This is a genomic window from Streptomyces sporangiiformans (assembly GCF_005768555.2).
Classification (GTDB): domain Bacteria; phylum Actinomycetota; class Actinomycetes; order Streptomycetales; family Streptomycetaceae; genus Streptomyces; species Streptomyces sporangiiformans.
On the sequence record NZ_VCHX02000043.1, the window covers coordinates 15,167 to 29,919 of the forward strand.

General features: G+C 70.3%; 17 protein-coding genes. 7 read left to right on the forward strand and 10 right to left on the reverse strand.

All coding sequences use genetic code 11. From position 1 onward, the window contains the following. Window positions 1–79: 79 nt before the first annotated feature. From FGD71_RS02750 to FGD71_RS02780, 7 genes are all read left to right on the forward strand, one after another. The gene (locus tag FGD71_RS02750) at window positions 80–1,231 is read left to right on the forward strand and encodes an LLM class flavin-dependent oxidoreductase (protein WP_119098743.1); all 1,152 of its coding nucleotides are present in this window, start codon (window positions 80–82) and stop codon (window positions 1,229–1,231) included. Further along, entirely contained in the window at window positions 1,228–1,764 is a 537-nt protein-coding gene (locus FGD71_RS02755) for a GNAT family N-acetyltransferase (protein ID WP_119098744.1), read from the forward strand. Before FGD71_RS02750 ends, FGD71_RS02755 begins: the two co-directional genes overlap by 4 nt. A 29-nt stretch (window positions 1,765–1,793) precedes the next feature. Continuing rightward, window positions 1,794–2,789 carry an amino acid ABC transporter permease gene (locus FGD71_RS02760; RefSeq protein ID WP_119098791.1) on the forward strand — a complete coding sequence of 332 codons (996 nt, stop codon included), beginning with the start codon at window positions 1,794–1,796 and terminating at the stop codon, window positions 2,787–2,789. Next, window positions 2,786–3,592, forward strand: coding sequence for an amino acid ABC transporter ATP-binding protein (locus FGD71_RS02765; protein WP_119098745.1), 807 nt, complete (start codon window positions 2,786–2,788; stop codon window positions 3,590–3,592). Before FGD71_RS02760 ends, FGD71_RS02765 begins: the two co-directional genes overlap by 4 nt. 98 nt (window positions 3,593–3,690) lie before the next feature. After that, on the forward strand, window positions 3,691–4,674 hold the full coding sequence (locus tag FGD71_RS02770) for an ABC transporter substrate-binding protein (RefSeq protein WP_119098746.1): 984 nt from the start codon (window positions 3,691–3,693) through the stop codon (window positions 4,672–4,674). Between the two features lie 76 nt (window positions 4,675–4,750). Continuing rightward, window positions 4,751–5,308: an NADPH-dependent FMN reductase gene (gene ssuE / locus FGD71_RS02775; protein WP_119098747.1), complete on the forward strand. Its 558-nt coding sequence runs from the start codon at window positions 4,751–4,753 to the stop codon at window positions 5,306–5,308. Window positions 5,309–5,364: 56 nt separating this feature from the next. Beyond that, complete coding sequence (locus FGD71_RS02780; protein ID WP_119098748.1) at window positions 5,365–6,525, forward strand: LLM class flavin-dependent oxidoreductase; 1,161 nt, start codon at window positions 5,365–5,367, stop codon at window positions 6,523–6,525. Window positions 6,526–6,610: 85 nt separating this feature from the next. On the opposite strand, the gene FGD71_RS49615 is transcribed toward FGD71_RS02780, so the two are convergent. The 10 genes from FGD71_RS49615 to FGD71_RS02830 all read right to left on the reverse strand — a co-directional run bounded on the left by FGD71_RS49615 (window position 6,611) and on the right by FGD71_RS02830 (window position 14,748). Continuing rightward, window positions 6,611–6,811: a hypothetical protein gene (locus FGD71_RS49615; protein ID WP_276147117.1), complete on the reverse strand. Its 201-nt coding sequence runs from the start codon at window positions 6,809–6,811 to the stop codon at window positions 6,611–6,613. Window positions 6,812–6,893: 82 nt separating this feature from the next. Further along, window positions 6,894–7,733 carry a class III extradiol dioxygenase subunit beta gene (locus FGD71_RS02790; protein ID WP_205571081.1) on the reverse strand — a complete coding sequence of 280 codons (840 nt, stop codon included), beginning with the start codon at window positions 7,731–7,733 and terminating at the stop codon, window positions 6,894–6,896. Window position 7,734: 1 nt separating this feature from the next. Next, window positions 7,735–8,091 (reverse strand): protocatechuate 4,5-dioxygenase subunit alpha, encoded by a 357-nt coding sequence (ligA, locus tag FGD71_RS02795; RefSeq protein ID WP_119098750.1) that lies wholly within the window; start codon window positions 8,089–8,091, stop codon window positions 7,735–7,737. A gap of 32 nt (window positions 8,092–8,123) precedes the next feature. Continuing rightward, entirely contained in the window at window positions 8,124–8,867 is a 744-nt protein-coding gene (locus FGD71_RS02800) for an SDR family NAD(P)-dependent oxidoreductase (protein WP_119098751.1), read from the reverse strand. Continuing rightward, entirely contained in the window at window positions 8,864–9,145 is a 282-nt protein-coding gene (locus tag FGD71_RS02805; protein ID WP_119098752.1) for a muconolactone Delta-isomerase family protein, read from the reverse strand. The genes FGD71_RS02800 and FGD71_RS02805 overlap by 4 nt, the downstream gene beginning before the upstream one ends. 19 nt (window positions 9,146–9,164) lie before the next feature. Further along, window positions 9,165–9,872, reverse strand: a complete 708-nt coding sequence (locus tag FGD71_RS02810) for an alpha/beta fold hydrolase (protein WP_119098753.1) — start codon at window positions 9,870–9,872, stop codon at window positions 9,165–9,167. Next, on the reverse strand, window positions 9,869–10,912 hold the full coding sequence (locus FGD71_RS02815) for an aromatic ring-hydroxylating dioxygenase subunit alpha (protein WP_119098754.1): 1,044 nt from the start codon (window positions 10,910–10,912) through the stop codon (window positions 9,869–9,871). The genes FGD71_RS02810 and FGD71_RS02815 overlap by 4 nt, the downstream gene beginning before the upstream one ends. A 28-nt stretch (window positions 10,913–10,940) precedes the next feature. Continuing rightward, window positions 10,941–11,927 carry a PDR/VanB family oxidoreductase gene (locus FGD71_RS02820; RefSeq protein ID WP_119098792.1) on the reverse strand — a complete coding sequence of 329 codons (987 nt, stop codon included), beginning with the start codon at window positions 11,925–11,927 and terminating at the stop codon, window positions 10,941–10,943. Window positions 11,928–12,241: 314 nt separating this feature from the next. After that, entirely contained in the window at window positions 12,242–12,991 is a 750-nt protein-coding gene (locus FGD71_RS02825; RefSeq protein WP_119098755.1) for a PIG-L deacetylase family protein, read from the reverse strand. Then, window positions 12,988–14,748: an AMP-binding protein gene (locus FGD71_RS02830; protein WP_119098756.1), complete on the reverse strand. Its 1,761-nt coding sequence runs from the start codon at window positions 14,746–14,748 to the stop codon at window positions 12,988–12,990. Before FGD71_RS02830 ends, FGD71_RS02825 begins: the two co-directional genes overlap by 4 nt. Window positions 14,749–14,753 lie beyond the last annotated feature (5 nt).

The window sequence follows — 14,753 nt, forward strand, 5'->3', positions numbered from 1 at the left end:
GGCCGTTCGGCTCTGCCCGCGGGCTGCCCACGTGCTGCCCACGACACGGCCCCAGAGGACTTGAGGAAGGTCATCCCCCATGCCTGTGGAGTTCCTTGGCATCGCCGCCACCAACAACGGGTCCGAGACGACCCCGCGCTCCGGCGCCTCCTTCGACAGGGAGTACACCCTGCGACTCGCCCGTGCGCACGAGGACCACGGCTGGGACCGGGTGCTGTTCGCCTACGGTTCCGGGTCACCGGACCCCGCTCCGGCCGCCGCGTACATCGCGAGCAAGCTCGACCACCTCCAGATCCTGCTCGCCCACCGGCCGAACGTGTCGTACCCGACCTACGCCGCCAAGACCTTCGCCACCCTCGACCAGATCAGCGAGGGCCGGCTGACCGTGCACTTCATCACGGGCGGCAACAACCAGGAGCAGGGCCGCGAGGGCGACACCCTCACCAAGGACGAGCGCTACGCCCGCACCCGCGAGTACATCCGGATCGTCAAGAAGATCTGGACCACCCGCGAGCCCTTCGACCACGAGGGCGAGCACTACCGCTTCCACGACTTCGTCAGCGACGTCTTCCCGGTCCAACAGCCCCGCCCCGACGTGTCGTTCGGCGGCTCGTCCCCCGCCGCGTACGCCGCGGGGGGCGCCGAGGCCGACATCTACTGCCTGTGGGGTGAGCCCTTGGCGAAGACCGCCGAGCAGATCGAGAACGTGAAGGCGGCCGCGAAGGCCGCCGGCCGCACCGACGTTCCGCGCATCCAGGTGGCGTTCCGCCCGATCATCGCCCCGACCGAGGAACTCGCCTGGGAGAAGGCCCACCGCACGGTCGGCGCGATCAAGGCCCGCAAGGAGAAGGGCGAGGCGATCACCAAGCGCCACAACGGGCAGGCGCAGCCGCAGGCTGCAGCACCTCAAAACGTCGGCTCGCAGCGGCTGATCGCCATCGCCGAGGCGGGGGAGCGCTACGACCGCGCCCTGTGGACCCCGACCGCCGCCGCAACCGGAGGCGCGGGCAACTCCAACGCCCTGGTCGGCACCCCGGAGACGGTCGCCCAGGCGCTGCTGGACTACTACGACCTCGGCGTCGACATCCTCTCGGCCCGCGGCTACGACCTGCTGGGCGACGCGACCGACTTCGGCCGGTACGTGATCCCGATCGTCCGCGAGGAGGTCGCCAAGCGTGACGCCGAGCGGGCGGAGCGCGGCACGGGGAACCTCACGGCGGTGAACGGGTGACTTCTGTCGCACAACCACCGCCGTCACCAACAGAATTGACGATCACTCAGGTGGCAGTGTCGGACCCTCGCGTGGCACCGCTGCTGCGCGAACTGGGCGACGAGTACTCGGCACGCTACGGCCGGGATGCCCACGCCGAACTCGCCCGCTACCCCGACGAGGAGTTCACCGCGCCGTACGGCGGCGTACTGCTGCTGCTCCTCGAGCGCGGCGAGCCGGTCGCGGGCGGTGCCTTCCGCCGGTACGACGAGACCACGGCCGAGCTGAAGCGGATCTGGACGCACTCCGCCCACCGCCGACGCGGTCTGGCCCGACGGGTCGTCGCCGAGCTGGAACGCGAGGCGGGCACCCACGGCTACCGGCGGATCTACCTGACCACGGGGCCGCGCCAGCCCGAGGCGCGCGGCCTGTACCTGACCGCCGGCTACACGCCGCTCTTCGAGACGGAAGCCGACCCGGAAACCATCGGCCCGCTGCCCTTCGAGAAGCACCTGACGGCCGAAGCACCAGCACGAAAGGCAGCCGACCTGTGAAGCTCCGTGAAATCAGCACCGGCTCGCGCATCGCCGCCGCCTCCCCGGGCGCGGGCACCGAAGCCCCACCCGTGAAGGACGACCTCGCCTCGCTCAGGGTCGTCCCCGCCCGCCACTACGCCCGGTGGGTGGCGGCCGCAGCCGTGAGCGTGCTCGTCGCCCAGTTCGCGCACGGCCTGATCACCAACCCCGTCTGGGAGTGGCAGGTCTTCCGCGACTACGTCCTGTCGGAGACGATCGTCACGGCAGTGGGCCTCACGCTCCAACTCACCGCCTACGCCTCGGTATTGGGCTTCCTCCTGGGCACCGTACTGGCCTTCATGCGGCTGTCGCGCAGCCCGGTGCTCCAGACCGTCGCCTGGAGCTACATCTGGATCTTCCGGTCCATTCCGATGATCGTCCAGCTGGTGTTCTGGTTCAATCTCAGCGCCCTGTACGAGAGGTTGGGCGTCGGCATCCCCTTCGGCCCGGTGTTCTGGTCCATCGACAGCAACAGTCTGATCGGAACCATCGGGGCGGCGCTCATCGGGCTGTCGCTGCACCAGGCCGCCTACGCCGCTGAGATCGTGCGCGGCGGTGTCCTCGCCGTCGACCACGGACAGCTGGAGGCCGCCGCCGCACTGGGCATCCCCCGGCTCAGGCAGATCCGCCGGATCGTGCTGCCACAGGCCATGCGCGCCATCCTGCCCACCGCCGGCAACGAGATCATCGGCCTGCTCAAGGGCACCTCGGTGGTCTACGTCATGGCGATCGGCGAGCTGTTCTACCAGGTGACGGTGATCTACGGCCGCAACGGCCGGGTGATCCCGCTACTGATGGTCGCCACCGCCTGGTACGTGGTCCTCACCTCCCTGCTGTCGGTCGCGCAGTACTACGTGGAGCGGCGCTACGCCCGAGGCGCCAACCGCACCCCGCCGCCCACCCCGTTGCAGCGCGCCCGTCGTTTCGTACGCACCCTGCGGGCCGCGGCGGCACGGCGCAACCAGCCCGTCGTGCCCCTGAGCCTCGCGGGAGGCAGGCGATGAGTGATGTGACGGTTGACATCGAAGACGTGAAGGCCGACTCGGACCACGTGATGGTGGACGTCCACGGCGTCCACAAGAGCTTCGGCCCACTGGAGGTGCTGCGCGGCGTCGACCTCCGGGTCCGTGCCGGCGAGGTCACCGTGATCCTCGGCCCGTCCGGCTCCGGGAAGTCCACGCTGCTGCGCACCATCAACCACCTGGAGAAGGTCAACAGCGGCTGGATCAGCATCGACGGCGAGCTCATCGGCTACCGCCGCTCCGGCGGCAAGCTGCACGAGCTCAAGGAGAAGGACGTCCTGAAGCAGCGCACCCACATCGGGTTCGTCTTCCAGAACTTCAACCTCTTCCCGCACCTCACCGTGCTGGAAAACCTCGTCGAGGCACCGGTCTCCGCGCTGCGCCGCCCGCGCGGGCCATCGGAGGAGAAGGCCCGCCGCCTCCTTGACCGGGTCGGGCTCGCCGAGAAGACCGACGCCTATCCCCGGCAGCTGTCCGGGGGTCAGCAGCAGCGCGTGGCCATCGCCCGCGCACTCGCCCTCGAACCCAAGGTGCTGCTCTTCGACGAGCCCACCTCGGCGCTCGACCCGGAGCTGGTCGGCGAAGTCCTCGATGTCATCAAGGACTTGGCCGGCACCGGAACCACCATGATCGTCGTGACCCATGAGATCGGCTTCGCCCGCGAGGTCGCCGACACCGTGGTGTTCATGGACGGCGGTGTCGTCGTGGAGCAGGGGCCGCCCGCGGCCGTACTGGACGCCCCGCGGCACGAGCGCACCCGCGCCTTCCTCTCCAAGGTCCTCTGACTCAAGGTCCCCTGACCCGAGGTCCTCTGACCCAAGGCCATGTGCCCCCCGGCCCCCCGCTCATCCCTTTTTCGCAAGCCCACGCAAGGAGTACGACCGTGTCCATCAACCTCGCCCGCCGATCCACCGCAGTCGCGCTGGGACTCGTCTCCGCCCTCGTCCTCGCCGCCTGCAGCAACCCCTCCGACGGCGGAACCACCGAGGTCGCGGACAAGACCGGCGTCCGCACGAAGATCAACCTGAGCCCGGACCAGAACCGCATCACCACCGCCAAGGTCGACTCCATCGCCGCCGAGGTCCCGGCGAGGATCCGCAAGAGAGGAACGCTCGAACTCGTCTCCTCGTCCGGCTCCGCCGCGCCGTTGACCTTCTACGCCACCGACAACAAGACCATCATCGGCGTGGAGCCCGACCTCGCCCACCTGGTCGCCGATGTGCTCGGCCTCAAGCCGCACATCAACACGGTCTCCTGGGAGAACATCTTCGTCGGTCTCGACAGCGCCAAGTACGACGCCGGCCTCAGCAACATCACCGTCACCGAGGAGCGCAAGGAGAAGTACGACTTCGCCACCTACCGCGAGGACAACCTGGCCTTCGAGGCGAAGAAGGGCAGCGGCCTGAAGGTCACCGGGCCCAAGGACGTGGCGGGCAGGACCGTCGCCGTGGGCAGCGGCACCAACCAGGAGAAGCTGCTCGTGGAGTGGAGCAAGGAGAACGAGAAGGCCGGCCGGAAGCCGTTGGACATCAAGTACTACCAGAAGGACAGCGACACCTACCTCGCTCTCCAGTCCGGCCGGATCGACCTCTACCTGGGCCCCAACCCGACCGCCGCCTACCACGCGGCCACCACCGGGCAGACGCAGATCGTCGGTACGTACTCCGGTGCCGGCGCCACCCTGCAGGGCCTCATCGCGGCCACCACCAAGAAGGACAGCGGCCTGGTCAAGCCGCTCGCCGACGCGCTCGACGAGATCATCGAGAACGGCACGTACGCCAAGGTGCTGAAGCGCTGGGGCCTGTCCAACGAGGCCGTGACCAAGTCGGAGATCAACCCGCCCGGCCTGCCCAAGACCAACAAGTAGCCGTCGTAGAGGCGGGGCCCGAGTGCGTGGTCCCGCACCCGTCCCACGAAAACCTCATGCTCCCGAAGGGTCCGCCATGGCCACCGTCCTGTCCGTTTCCGGAAGTCCGTCCGTCAACTCCCGCACCGCCCGTCTGGTGCGCCACCTGGACCTGCGGCTCACCGCCGAGGGACACGAGGTGCTCCCCCTGGACGTCCGCACCATCCCCGCCGAGGCGCTGCTCGGCGCCGACTTCCGGCACCCGGCGATCGTCGAGGCGACCGAGCTGTTCGCCCGCGCCGACGGGGTCGTGATCGGCACACCCGTCTACAAGGCCGCGTACTCGGGACTGCTGAAGGCATTGCTCGATCTGCTGCCCCAGTACGCGCTGGAGGGAAAGACCGTGCTGCCGCTGGCGACCGGCGGGACCACGGCGCACGTCCTGGCGATCGACTACGCGCTGCGCCCGGTTCTCAGCTCCATGGGCGCCGCGCACATCGTCCAGGGCTGGTTCACGCTCGACAAGGACATCACGGTGGGCGACGACGGCACGCTGACCGTCGCGCCGGGCTCGGCCGAGGCCCTCGCCCAGGTCGTCGACCAGTTCTCCGTCGCCCTCGGCAGCCGTACGACCCTGCTGGCGGCCGCCGGATGAGCACCGTGACCGTGACCGTGATCGCCGCCGACGACGAACGAAAGGTGTGAACCTCCGTGAGCCTCACCTTCCACTGGTTCCTGCCCACCAACGGCGACAGCCGCCATGTCGTAGGCGGCGGCCACGGCACGCCGGTCACCGCGGCCGGCGGTGACCGGCCCCCGACGGTCGGCTATCTGAGCCAGATCGCCCGCGCGGCCGAGGACTTGGGGTTCGTCGGCGCGCTGACCCCCACCGGAGCCTGGTGCGAGGACGCCTGGCTGACCACGGCCATGGTCAGCCAGAACACCGAGCGGCTGAAGTTCCTGGTCGCCTTCAGGCCCGGCTTCGTCTCACCCACCCTCGCCGCGCAGATGGCCTCCACCTTCCAGCGGCAGACCGGCGGCCGGCTGCTCCTCAACGTGGTCACGGGAGGGGAGAGTCACGAGCAGCGCGCCTACGGCGACTTCCTCGACAAGGACGCCCGCTACGCCCGCACGGGCGAGTTCCTCCAGGTCGTCCGCGAGCTGTGGGACGGGGGGACGGTGGATCTGGCAGGCGAGCACCTTCAGGTCGAGGACGCGCGGCTCGCCCGGGTGCCCGACCCCGTGCCGGAGATCTACTTCGGTGGCTCCTCGCCCGTCGCTGGTGAGGTCGCCGCCCGCCACGCGGACGTCTATCTCACCTGGGGCGAGCCGCCCGCCGCCGTCGCCGAGAAGATCACCTGGATCCGGACCCTGGCCGAGAAGGAGGGGCGGAGCATCCGCTTCGGCATCCGCCTCCACGTCATCACACGCGACACCTCCGAGCAGGCCTGGGCCGAGGCGCAGCGGCTGCTCGACGGCTTCGACCCCGAGACCATCGCCGCGGTGCAGACCGGGCTGGCCCGCAGCGAGTCCGAGGGACAGCGGCGCATGCTCGCCCTGCACGGCGGCGGCATCCCCCAGGCTCCCGACTCCGTTCGAGCAGGGGGGACCCCCACCGGACTGGAGATCCACCCCAACCTCTGGGCCGGCATCGGACTGGTGCGCGGCGGAGCCGGCACGGCACTGGTCGGCAGTCACACCGAGGTCGCCGAACGGATCGCGGAGTATCACCGGCTCGGCATCGACGAGTTCGTGCTGTCTGGTTACCCCCACCTCGAGGAGGCCTACTGGTTCGGAGAGGGAGTCCTGCCGCGCCTTGCGGCCCAGGGCCTGTGGACCCACCCGTCCTACGAGGCGGACCGGGTGGCGTAACTCCCGCTCTCATCAAGTGACCGCCGCGGCTCCGAGAACCAGAAGCAGGCCCCGGACGGTGCCACCGCCCAGCCCGGCTGCGGAGTCAGACGGCGCTGACGAGGACGACGTGGACGGCGGTGCCGGCGCCGACGCTGAGGATGGTGCGGCGGCCGAAGGCGAGGTGGACGCCGATGGTGACGGCGACCGCGAGCAGGGCGTACGGCGTGGCGTGCGGGTCGGCGCTGACGGTGCCGTGCAGGGCGTCACGGCGAGGATCGCTGACGTTCCTCAGCACGCGCGTCATGACCATCCCGCGCGTCAAGAACGTGACCTCGCACTTACGATGAAGATCGTCAAGCCGGCGCCGTAACCACGGGCCCCGGTGCCTACCGCCCCAGGTTCTCGAACAGGACCATCCCGGCCGCCGTGTTCGACGCGGGCACGTGGTAGGTCTCGTGCACGCGGCGGATCCGGGGGCCCAGCGCGCCGCGCATGATCAGCCACATGATCAGCTCGATGCCCTCGGACCCGGCCTCGCGGATGTACTCCTCGCGCGTCAGCGCGGCCAGCTTCTCGGGGGCGTGCTCGATCGCGTCCAGGTACATCCGGTCGAAGTCCTGGTTGATCAGTCCCGCGCGGGCGCCCGCGAGCTGGTGCGACATGCCGCCGGTGCCGAAGACGGCGACCTTGAGGTCCTCGGGGAAGGACCGGATGGCCTCGCCGAGCGCGCGGCCGAGGGCCAGGCACCGCGCGGCGGTCGGCTGCGGATACTGGATGACGTTCACCAGGAGGGGAACGACCGCGCACGGCCAGCTCTCCCCGGGGTCGGGGCAGTACACCGACAGCGGCACGGTCAGACCGTGGTCGACGTCGAGCTCCTGATACACCGTCATGTCGAACGAGGCGTCGACCAGACTCCCGACGAGGTGGTCGGAGAACTCCGGGGCGCCGGTGACCACCGGAACGGGGCGGCTGCCCCACCCCTCGTCGGCCACTCGGTACGACGGGGCCGTCCCGAGCGCGAAGGTCGGGGTGACGCTCATGTCCAGGGCGTTGGCGTGGTCGTTGTAGATGACGACCGCGACATCGGGGGTGTGCCGGGCCATCCACGCACGCGCAGGCGCGTACCCGTCGAACAGCGGCCTCCAGTACGGGTCCTCGGTCTTCCCGTGGTCCATGGCCGCACCGATCGACGGTACATGTGAGGTGGCCAGACCCCAGATCACCTCAGCCAAAGCTCCGCCCTCCCGCTCTGAGTGCTTCCGCGAACTCCTCGGTGGTCATACCGGTGAACACACCGCCGAGGTACTGCATGGACTTCTCGTCGACCATGGCGAGCTTGAACACGTAGAAGATGGAGCCGCCCAGATCCATCATCCGCGTCCAGTCCCGACTCAGAACGGCGTCCCGCTGCTGCGCGTCGAGCCCGTACACATCGCAGTACGCGGCTTCGTCGGCCTTGAACCTCTCGCGGTTCTCGGCGTCCTTGAGGGACCCGCAGAGCCGGTTCAGCGCTCGGCCGCGACGGCTCTCGGCGGCGTCGAAGACGTAGGTGCCGGGGACCTGGGGTGTGCTGCTGGACATGCTGTTCCTCTCCTCTCCCGTGTTCGCGCCGGTCAGTGAAGGAGTCCGCCGCCGTCGCAGACGAAGGTCTGTCCGGTGACCATGACCGCGTCGGGGGACGCGATAAAGGAGACGAGCCCCGCGAAGTGCTCCGGGGTGACGAACTCCTTGATCGCCTGTTGGCGCATGGTCGCGGCGAACACCTCGTCGCCGGAGTGCGCCCGGGTGCCCGGGGTGGCGACCTGCGCGGGCGCCACCGCGTTGACCGTGATCCGGTGCTCGCCCAGTTCGCGCGCCATCACCCGGGTCATGCCGATGAGCGCGCCCTTGCCGGCCACGTAGGCGATCTGGCCCGGCGATCCCGTGAAGAAGGTGCGGGACGCGACATTGACCACCCGCCCGCGGTACGGGCTCTTGCGCAGCCACGGCACGCAGGCCTGCACCATGAGCAGCGGGCCGACGGCGTTGACGGCGAAGAAGCGGTGCAGTTCTTCCGGGGTTGTCTCGAGCAGCGGTGCCCGGCCGGAGAGCAGGCCGGCGTTGTTGACGAGGACGTCGACCCCGCCGTATGCCTCGGCGATCTCGTGCACCGTACGGCGGGTCGCGGCCGGGTCGCTGATATCGCAATTCCAGGCTCGGGCGCCCGGAATCGAGCCCGTGCTGTCGGGTTCGGCGATGTCCAGTGCCGCGACCGTGAACCCGTCCGCGGCCAGTCGGCGGGCGATGGCGAGCCCGAGGCCGCCGGCGGCGCCGGTGACCACCGCGACGCGCGGGCTCGTCTCGTCCGGTCCGGTCATGGCGCCTTCTCCTGCGGATGGGTGGCCAGCGCCTCCACGGTGATGTCCATCCACTTCCACATCGGCAGGGAGACGAGGGCGTCATGCAGCTCCGCCGGGTCGGCCGCCTCGTACAGACCGATGGTGGCGTTGCGGCCGGGAACCCGCCACAGCCGCTTGAGGATGCCCGCCTCGCGGAGCTGCACAGCTCGTGCCCGCTCGCGCATGCGCAGGTCCTCGCTGACGTCGAAGGGAGTGTCCGGGGGCAGGGTGTTCTCTGTGCGGACGAGGAATTCCATTGCGGGCGTCCCTTCAGGGTCAGGCTGCGGCGATCCCCAGCAGCAGTTCGGCCAGCGCACCGGGGGCGGTGACCATGGCTTCGTGTCCGGTGGCGATCTCGTGGACGGGCCAGCCGCGGGCGGCGGCCCGCTCGGCGTGCGGGGTGAACACCCGCATCCAGTCGGTGCATTCGATGAAGACACCGGGAACCTGGTCCACCTTGCCGGTGAGCCGCAGCGGCTCGGTGTAGGTGAGCCACGGATGCGGGGTGAGGCGGGGGGCGAGCCAGTCGAGGTCCGCCGGTTCCTCGACTCCCAGGACGCTCAGCGAGCGCACCGGAATGAGCCAGCCGAAACCGAGTCCTGACACGGACTCCCGGTAGTGCCCGGCGACGGTCGGGGGAAGCAGATCGATCGCCGCGTCACCGTCGCCGCCGACGAAGGCGTCGAGGTGGACCCGCTTCGCCACCCGGTCCGGGACGCGGTCCGCGACTCCGGTGACGACCTGGCCGGCGTAACTGTGGCCGACGAGCACGACATCCCGCGCGTCGTGGGCCTCGATCAGTGCCACGACGTCCTCGACGTGCGTGCTGAGCCCCACCTGTGGACTGAGCAGATGGGCGCGGTCACTCACCCCGGTCAACGTCGGTGTGTGCACTTCGTGCCCGGCCGCGCGCAGCAGCGGTGTCACGCGCTGCCACACCCAGCCGCCGTGCCAGGCTCCGTGCAGCAGGACGAAGACGCTCATACGGACGCCCCCGTGCGGCGCGTGCCGTCGCTCTGCTGTTCACGGGCGAGCATCTTGGCCACCGCGCGGCGTCCGCGCAGTGCGGCGAGGTCGGACCTGATGCTGGACTCGGCGATGCCGCCCGGGTCGGTGGCGTACATGATCTCCTGCGCCTCCAGGGCGTCGACGTCCTCCTGCATCACGGCGAGCTGCTGCTCGTGCTGGAACTTCGTGAGCTCCTGGTCGTCGATGAGGTAGTCGCGCCCCAGCGCGTAGAAGTCGTGGGTCTCGTTGCCGCGCCCCGGCGTCATCCCGTACAGCACCTTCATGTGGAAGCCCTCCGGTTCCTCGGTGCCGGTGGCCGCGACCCGGATGTTGAGGATGAAGATGCCCGGCGGGTAGAAGTCACCGTCCTGCCAGCGGTCCACCGGAGAGGTCAGCCCGCAGGACTTCTCGTAGAACGGAGGTGCCTCGATGCCGATCATGCGTCGGCTGAAACCGACCCGGTCACCGTCCACGGTCACGTCGATCGGGGTCGCGGCGACGGCGGCGTTGCCGATGCTCGTGGGGTGCAGGAACGTCTCGTGGGTGAGGTCGAGCAGGTTCTCGAGCAGCAGCATGTGCCGCGCCTTCAGCGGGACGACGCCGTGGACATGGGTCCACTGAGGGTCGCTCAGCCACGAGGTGTCGGGCAGCAGGCTCTCGTCGGCCAGTTCGGGGTCTCCGGGCCAGATCCAGATGGCGCCGTCCCGCTCGACCAGGGGGAAGCGGCGCAGCGCGGCCTTGGGCCGGTCGGCCTGCTCGGCGACCCCGACGCACATGCCCCGGCCGTCGAAGCGGTAGCCGTGGTAGTCGCACTGGAGGGTGCCGTCGTCGTCCAAGTGGCCAAGGGACAGCGGGTACTTGCGGTGGGGGCAGCGGTCCTCGACCGCGGTGATTGTGTGGTCGGGCAGGCGGTAGAAGCAGACCGGGACGTCCGTGATCCAGCGCTGCTTGAGCGTCCGGCCGATTTCGTCGGACCAGGCTCCCAGGTACCAGCCGTTGCGCACATGCGATGTCATGGCAGGTCCTTCCTTCGGTGACAGGGCATCAGAGGTCCAGCACGAGGCGGCCGCCCCGCGCGCGCGAGACGCAGATCAGCATCGTGTCGTTCGCGGCCCGCTCGTCCTCGGTGAGCAGGGAGTCGCGGTGGTCGACCTCGCCCTCCAGGACGGCGGTCTCACACGATCCGCAGATGCCTTCCTCGCAGGAGGACAGGACCGGGATGCCCGCCTGTCCCACGGCGTTGAGGACCGACAGCTCCGGTGGCACGGTCAGCGTCATCCCGGACGCCCGCAGTTCCACCTCGATCGGCTGCTCTTCCTCGGTGCCGGCGCTCTGCTGCCCGGCCGCCGCGGCGAACCGCTCGACGTTCAGGGCCCCGGCCGGCCAGGTGGCGCAGTGCGCCTCGACAGCGTCGATGAGTCCTGCGGGGCCGCAGCAGTACACCAGGGTGGACGGGGCGGGGCCGCCGAGGAAGCCGGCGAGGTCGAGCAGGCCGTACCGGTCCTGCGGCCGTACGGTCACGCGCTCGCCGTAGCCCTCCAGTTCGGGCACGAACGCCATGGACGCGCGTGTCCGGCCGCCGTAGAGCAGGGACCACTCGGCCCCCGCCGCCTCGGCCTCGGCGAGCATCGGGAGCAGCGGGGTGATGCCGATGCCTCCGCCGACGAACAGGTACCGGGTCGCGGGCCGCAGCGGGAAGTTGTTGCGCGGGCCGCGTACCCGGAGTTCGCCGCCCTCCTGGACGTGGTCGTGGATCCACTGCGATCCGCCGCGTCCGTCGGGCTCCCGCAGGACGGCGATGCGCCAGCGGGCCGTGTTCCCCGCCCGGTCCAGGGGGCCGCACAGCGAGTACTGCCGGGTGACACCCGTGGGCAGGACGACGTCGATGTGCGCTCCCGGCTGCCAGGACGGCATCGGTTCACCGGAGCGCGTGCCGAGTTCCATTGACACCACGCCGTCCGCCACGTCCTGTCGGGACAGCACGACGAGGGTGCCGTCGAACGCGGCCTCGCGCCGGGGCACTGGCGTCATCCGTGGCGGGTCGGCCGGCCGTGCGGACGGCGGGGCCTGGTCGAGGTGGATCCGCACGGGGCGGCCGGTGCTCCAGAGGGCCTCGACGACGGCGTGCAGGTCGCCCGCGTCGACGCGCCACAACGGCTCGCCGTAGCGGGTGTCCTGAGTGACGTCGCCCTGCGACAGGGCACCGGCCAGGAGGGCTCGCGTCCGGCTGGTCCCGTCGGGCATCGCGACATAGAGGGATGTGTCGCGGAAGGGAAGCCAGACATGGGTGACCCCGGGCTCCTCCGGCGTGCTCATCCGGGACTGCTCTTCGGCGCTCTCCTCCCTCACGCCAGGACCCCCGTCGTCTGCGGGTAGAGCCGTACGTACGCCTCGGCCATGGTCGTGTGCGACAGGCCCAGGTTCGGGCCGGCGTTCCGCTTCAGCTGTACGCCGCGTCGCTTGGCGAGGTCGGTGTAGTAGTCCCACATGTGCTGCTGGGCGGCCAGGCACTCCATGGCCTTGCGCTTCTTGTCGAAGACGGGGGTGATGTCCAGCAGGACGTTCGGCTTGAAGTCGCACTGCTCCGGCTGGTGCGGCTCGAAGAAGAACACCGGGGGAGCGCCGAGGGGTTCACCGGGCGCGTCGTAGCCGATCGCCTGGGCGAGCACGCGTGCCTGGAGCGCCATCCGGGAGGCCGCCGGATGGTCGCCGTTGTACGGGTCGGCCGGCGGGTGGGTGAGCACGACCGCCGGATCGACCTCGCGGTGGACCCGGACGATACGGTCCACCAACTCCGGTGTCTCCAGGAGGGGGTAGTCCCCGGCGTCCAGGAACTCGATCTCCGCGCCCAGCGCCGCGGCGGCGTTCGTGGCCTCGGTGCGGCGCAGCTCCTTGATCGCGTCGAGGCCGAGGCCCTCCCGCCAGGCCCGGGCCGACTCCCCGCGTTCGCCGAAGCTCAGGCACAGCACCTTCGCACGCTGACCGCGTTCGGCGGCCAGGGCGATGGCGCCGCCGGCCCGCCAGACGAAATCGCCGGCGTGCGCGCTGATCACCAGCAGTGCGCCGGCGGGCGAACGGGAGGTGGTGGGGGTCATCGGGACTCCTTGTGCTCGCGGGACAGAGCGGACGGGGCGGAACCCTCGGCCTTCTGGGCCTTCTGGGCTTCCTGGGCGTCATGGGGCTCCTGGGCGTCCTGGGTCTGCGGGGGCTCTTGGGCCCCCTGGGCCTCCGAGGCGTCCTGGGCTGTCCTCCTCGCCCAGGCGATTTCGAGCTTGCCGGTCGGGGTCCGCGGCAAGACGTCCGTCAGGACGACGGAACGCGGCACCTTGTAGCCGGCGAGGCTCCGCCGGACCCAGTCGCGCAGTTCCTCCTCGGTGACCGTGGCACCGGCCGAGACCGCCACCACGCCCGCGACCCGTTCGCCCCAGGTCTCGTCGGGGACACCGACGACGACGCAGTCGGTCACCGCGGGGTGCGAGAGCAGGACGTTCTCCACCTCCTGGGGATGCACCTTCTCCCCACCGGTGTTGATCACGCCCGAGCCGCGTCCGAGGAACCGGATCGCGCCGTCGGCCTCGAGCGTGGCGAGGTCGCCGGGGATCGCGTACCGGACTCCGTCGACGGTGCGCCACGTCGTCGCACTCCTGGCGGTGTCCTTGTAGTAGCCGAGCGGCATGGGCCCGCAGTAGGCGAGGTTCCCGGTCTCACCGCTGCCGGGCTCGACGCAGCGGTCGTCGGCGCCGATCACCTTCGTCGCGGGCACGGGGAAGAACCGCGCGGGCAGGTCCCGTACCGACGAGGTGACCGCGAAGGCGAAGGGGCCGCCCTCACTGGAGGCGATGGCGTCGATGATCGTGACGTCCGCACGCTCGTGCAGTGCCTTCTTGAGGCGGTCGCCCAGCGCCGTGCCGGAGCTGAGGAGCGTACGCAGCGAGCCCAGGTCGTACGGTGTGCCGATCCGTTCGGCGTGCAGGAGTTCGTCGACGAGCGGCTGACAGACGGCGTTGCCCGCGATGATGACCAACTCGACGCGCTGCTCGGCGACCGTGTGCCAGACGTGCTCCGGGGAGAGACCGCCCTGCCGCGCGGTGACCGCCCGGCCGCCCACCATCAGCGCGCCCATGGTGTTGAACAGCCCGGTGGCGTGCATGAGCGGCACGACCGGCATGGTGGTCGGGGCGCGGCCGTCGTGGTGCGCCTTGGTCGCGATGGCCACGGCCTCGTCGAGTGTCGCGGGGAGCTCGGTGATGCCGAGCGGGTGGAAGATCGGGACCACGAGGGAGTGGAGCAGATCGCTCTGCCGCCAGACCACGCCCTTCGGCTTGCCCGTGGTCCCCCCGGTGTACATGAAGAGCCGGTCCGATCCGGGGCGCGGTTGCGGATCACGCGGTGCGTGCGCCGCCTGCAGGTCCTCCAGCTCGGGCACGGCGGGCACGGCAGGGCCTTGTGCGGGCGGATCGCCTGCCCGCACGAGCAGCTTCAAGGTGCGCACGTGCCCTGCGGCATGAGTGACCCGGTCGGCCAGGGTGCCGCTGAAGACGAGGGCGGCCGCGTCGGCATCGGTGAGGAGTTCGGAGAGCTCCTCACCGGTGTAGCGGTAGTTGGCGTTCACCGGCACGGCGCCGAGCTTGAAGGCGGCGAAGACCGTCTCCAGGTAGGCGGCTCCGTTGTACAGGTAGCAGGCGACCGTGTCGCCCTCGCGGACCCCGGCCCCTTCCAGCGCGGCGGCCAGCCGTGAGGCACGCTCGTCGAACTCCCGGTAGGTGGTCTCGCGACCTGGCTCCGTGATGGCGACGGCATCGGGCAGCGCGCGGGCGACCGCCTCCCAGATCGTGCCGATCGACACGTCCATGTCTC

Bases quoted from the DNA above. Each gene is read 5' to 3' on its own strand.
- FGD71_RS02750 (WP_119098743.1), top strand. From the start codon at position 80: ATGCCTGTGGAGTTCCTTGGCATCGCCGCCACCAACAACGGGTCCGAG.
- FGD71_RS02765 (WP_119098745.1), top strand. From the start codon at position 2,786: ATGAGTGATGTGACGGTTGACATCGAAGACGTGAAGGCCGACTCGGAC.
- ssuE (WP_119098747.1), top strand. From the start codon at position 4,751: ATGGCCACCGTCCTGTCCGTTTCCGGAAGTCCGTCCGTCAACTCCCGC.
- FGD71_RS49615 (WP_276147117.1), bottom strand. From the start codon at position 6,811: ATGACGCGCGTGCTGAGGAACGTCAGCGATCCTCGCCGTGACGCCCTG.
- ligA (WP_119098750.1), bottom strand. From the start codon at position 8,091: ATGTCCAGCAGCACACCCCAGGTCCCCGGCACCTACGTCTTCGACGCC.
- FGD71_RS02800 (WP_119098751.1), bottom strand. From the start codon at position 8,867: ATGACCGGACCGGACGAGACGAGCCCGCGCGTCGCGGTGGTCACCGGC.
- FGD71_RS02805 (WP_119098752.1), bottom strand. From the start codon at position 9,145: ATGGAATTCCTCGTCCGCACAGAGAACACCCTGCCCCCGGACACTCCC.
- FGD71_RS02810 (WP_119098753.1), bottom strand. From the start codon at position 9,872: ATGAGCGTCTTCGTCCTGCTGCACGGAGCCTGGCACGGCGGCTGGGTG.
- FGD71_RS02815 (WP_119098754.1), bottom strand. From the start codon at position 10,912: ATGACATCGCATGTGCGCAACGGCTGGTACCTGGGAGCCTGGTCCGAC.
- FGD71_RS02820 (WP_119098792.1), bottom strand. From the start codon at position 11,927: ATGACGCCAGTGCCCCGGCGCGAGGCCGCGTTCGACGGCACCCTCGTC.
- FGD71_RS02825 (WP_119098755.1), bottom strand. From the start codon at position 12,991: ATGACCCCCACCACCTCCCGTTCGCCCGCCGGCGCACTGCTGGTGATC.
- FGD71_RS02830 (WP_119098756.1), bottom strand. From the start codon at position 14,748: ATGGACGTGTCGATCGGCACGATCTGGGAGGCGGTCGCCCGCGCGCTG.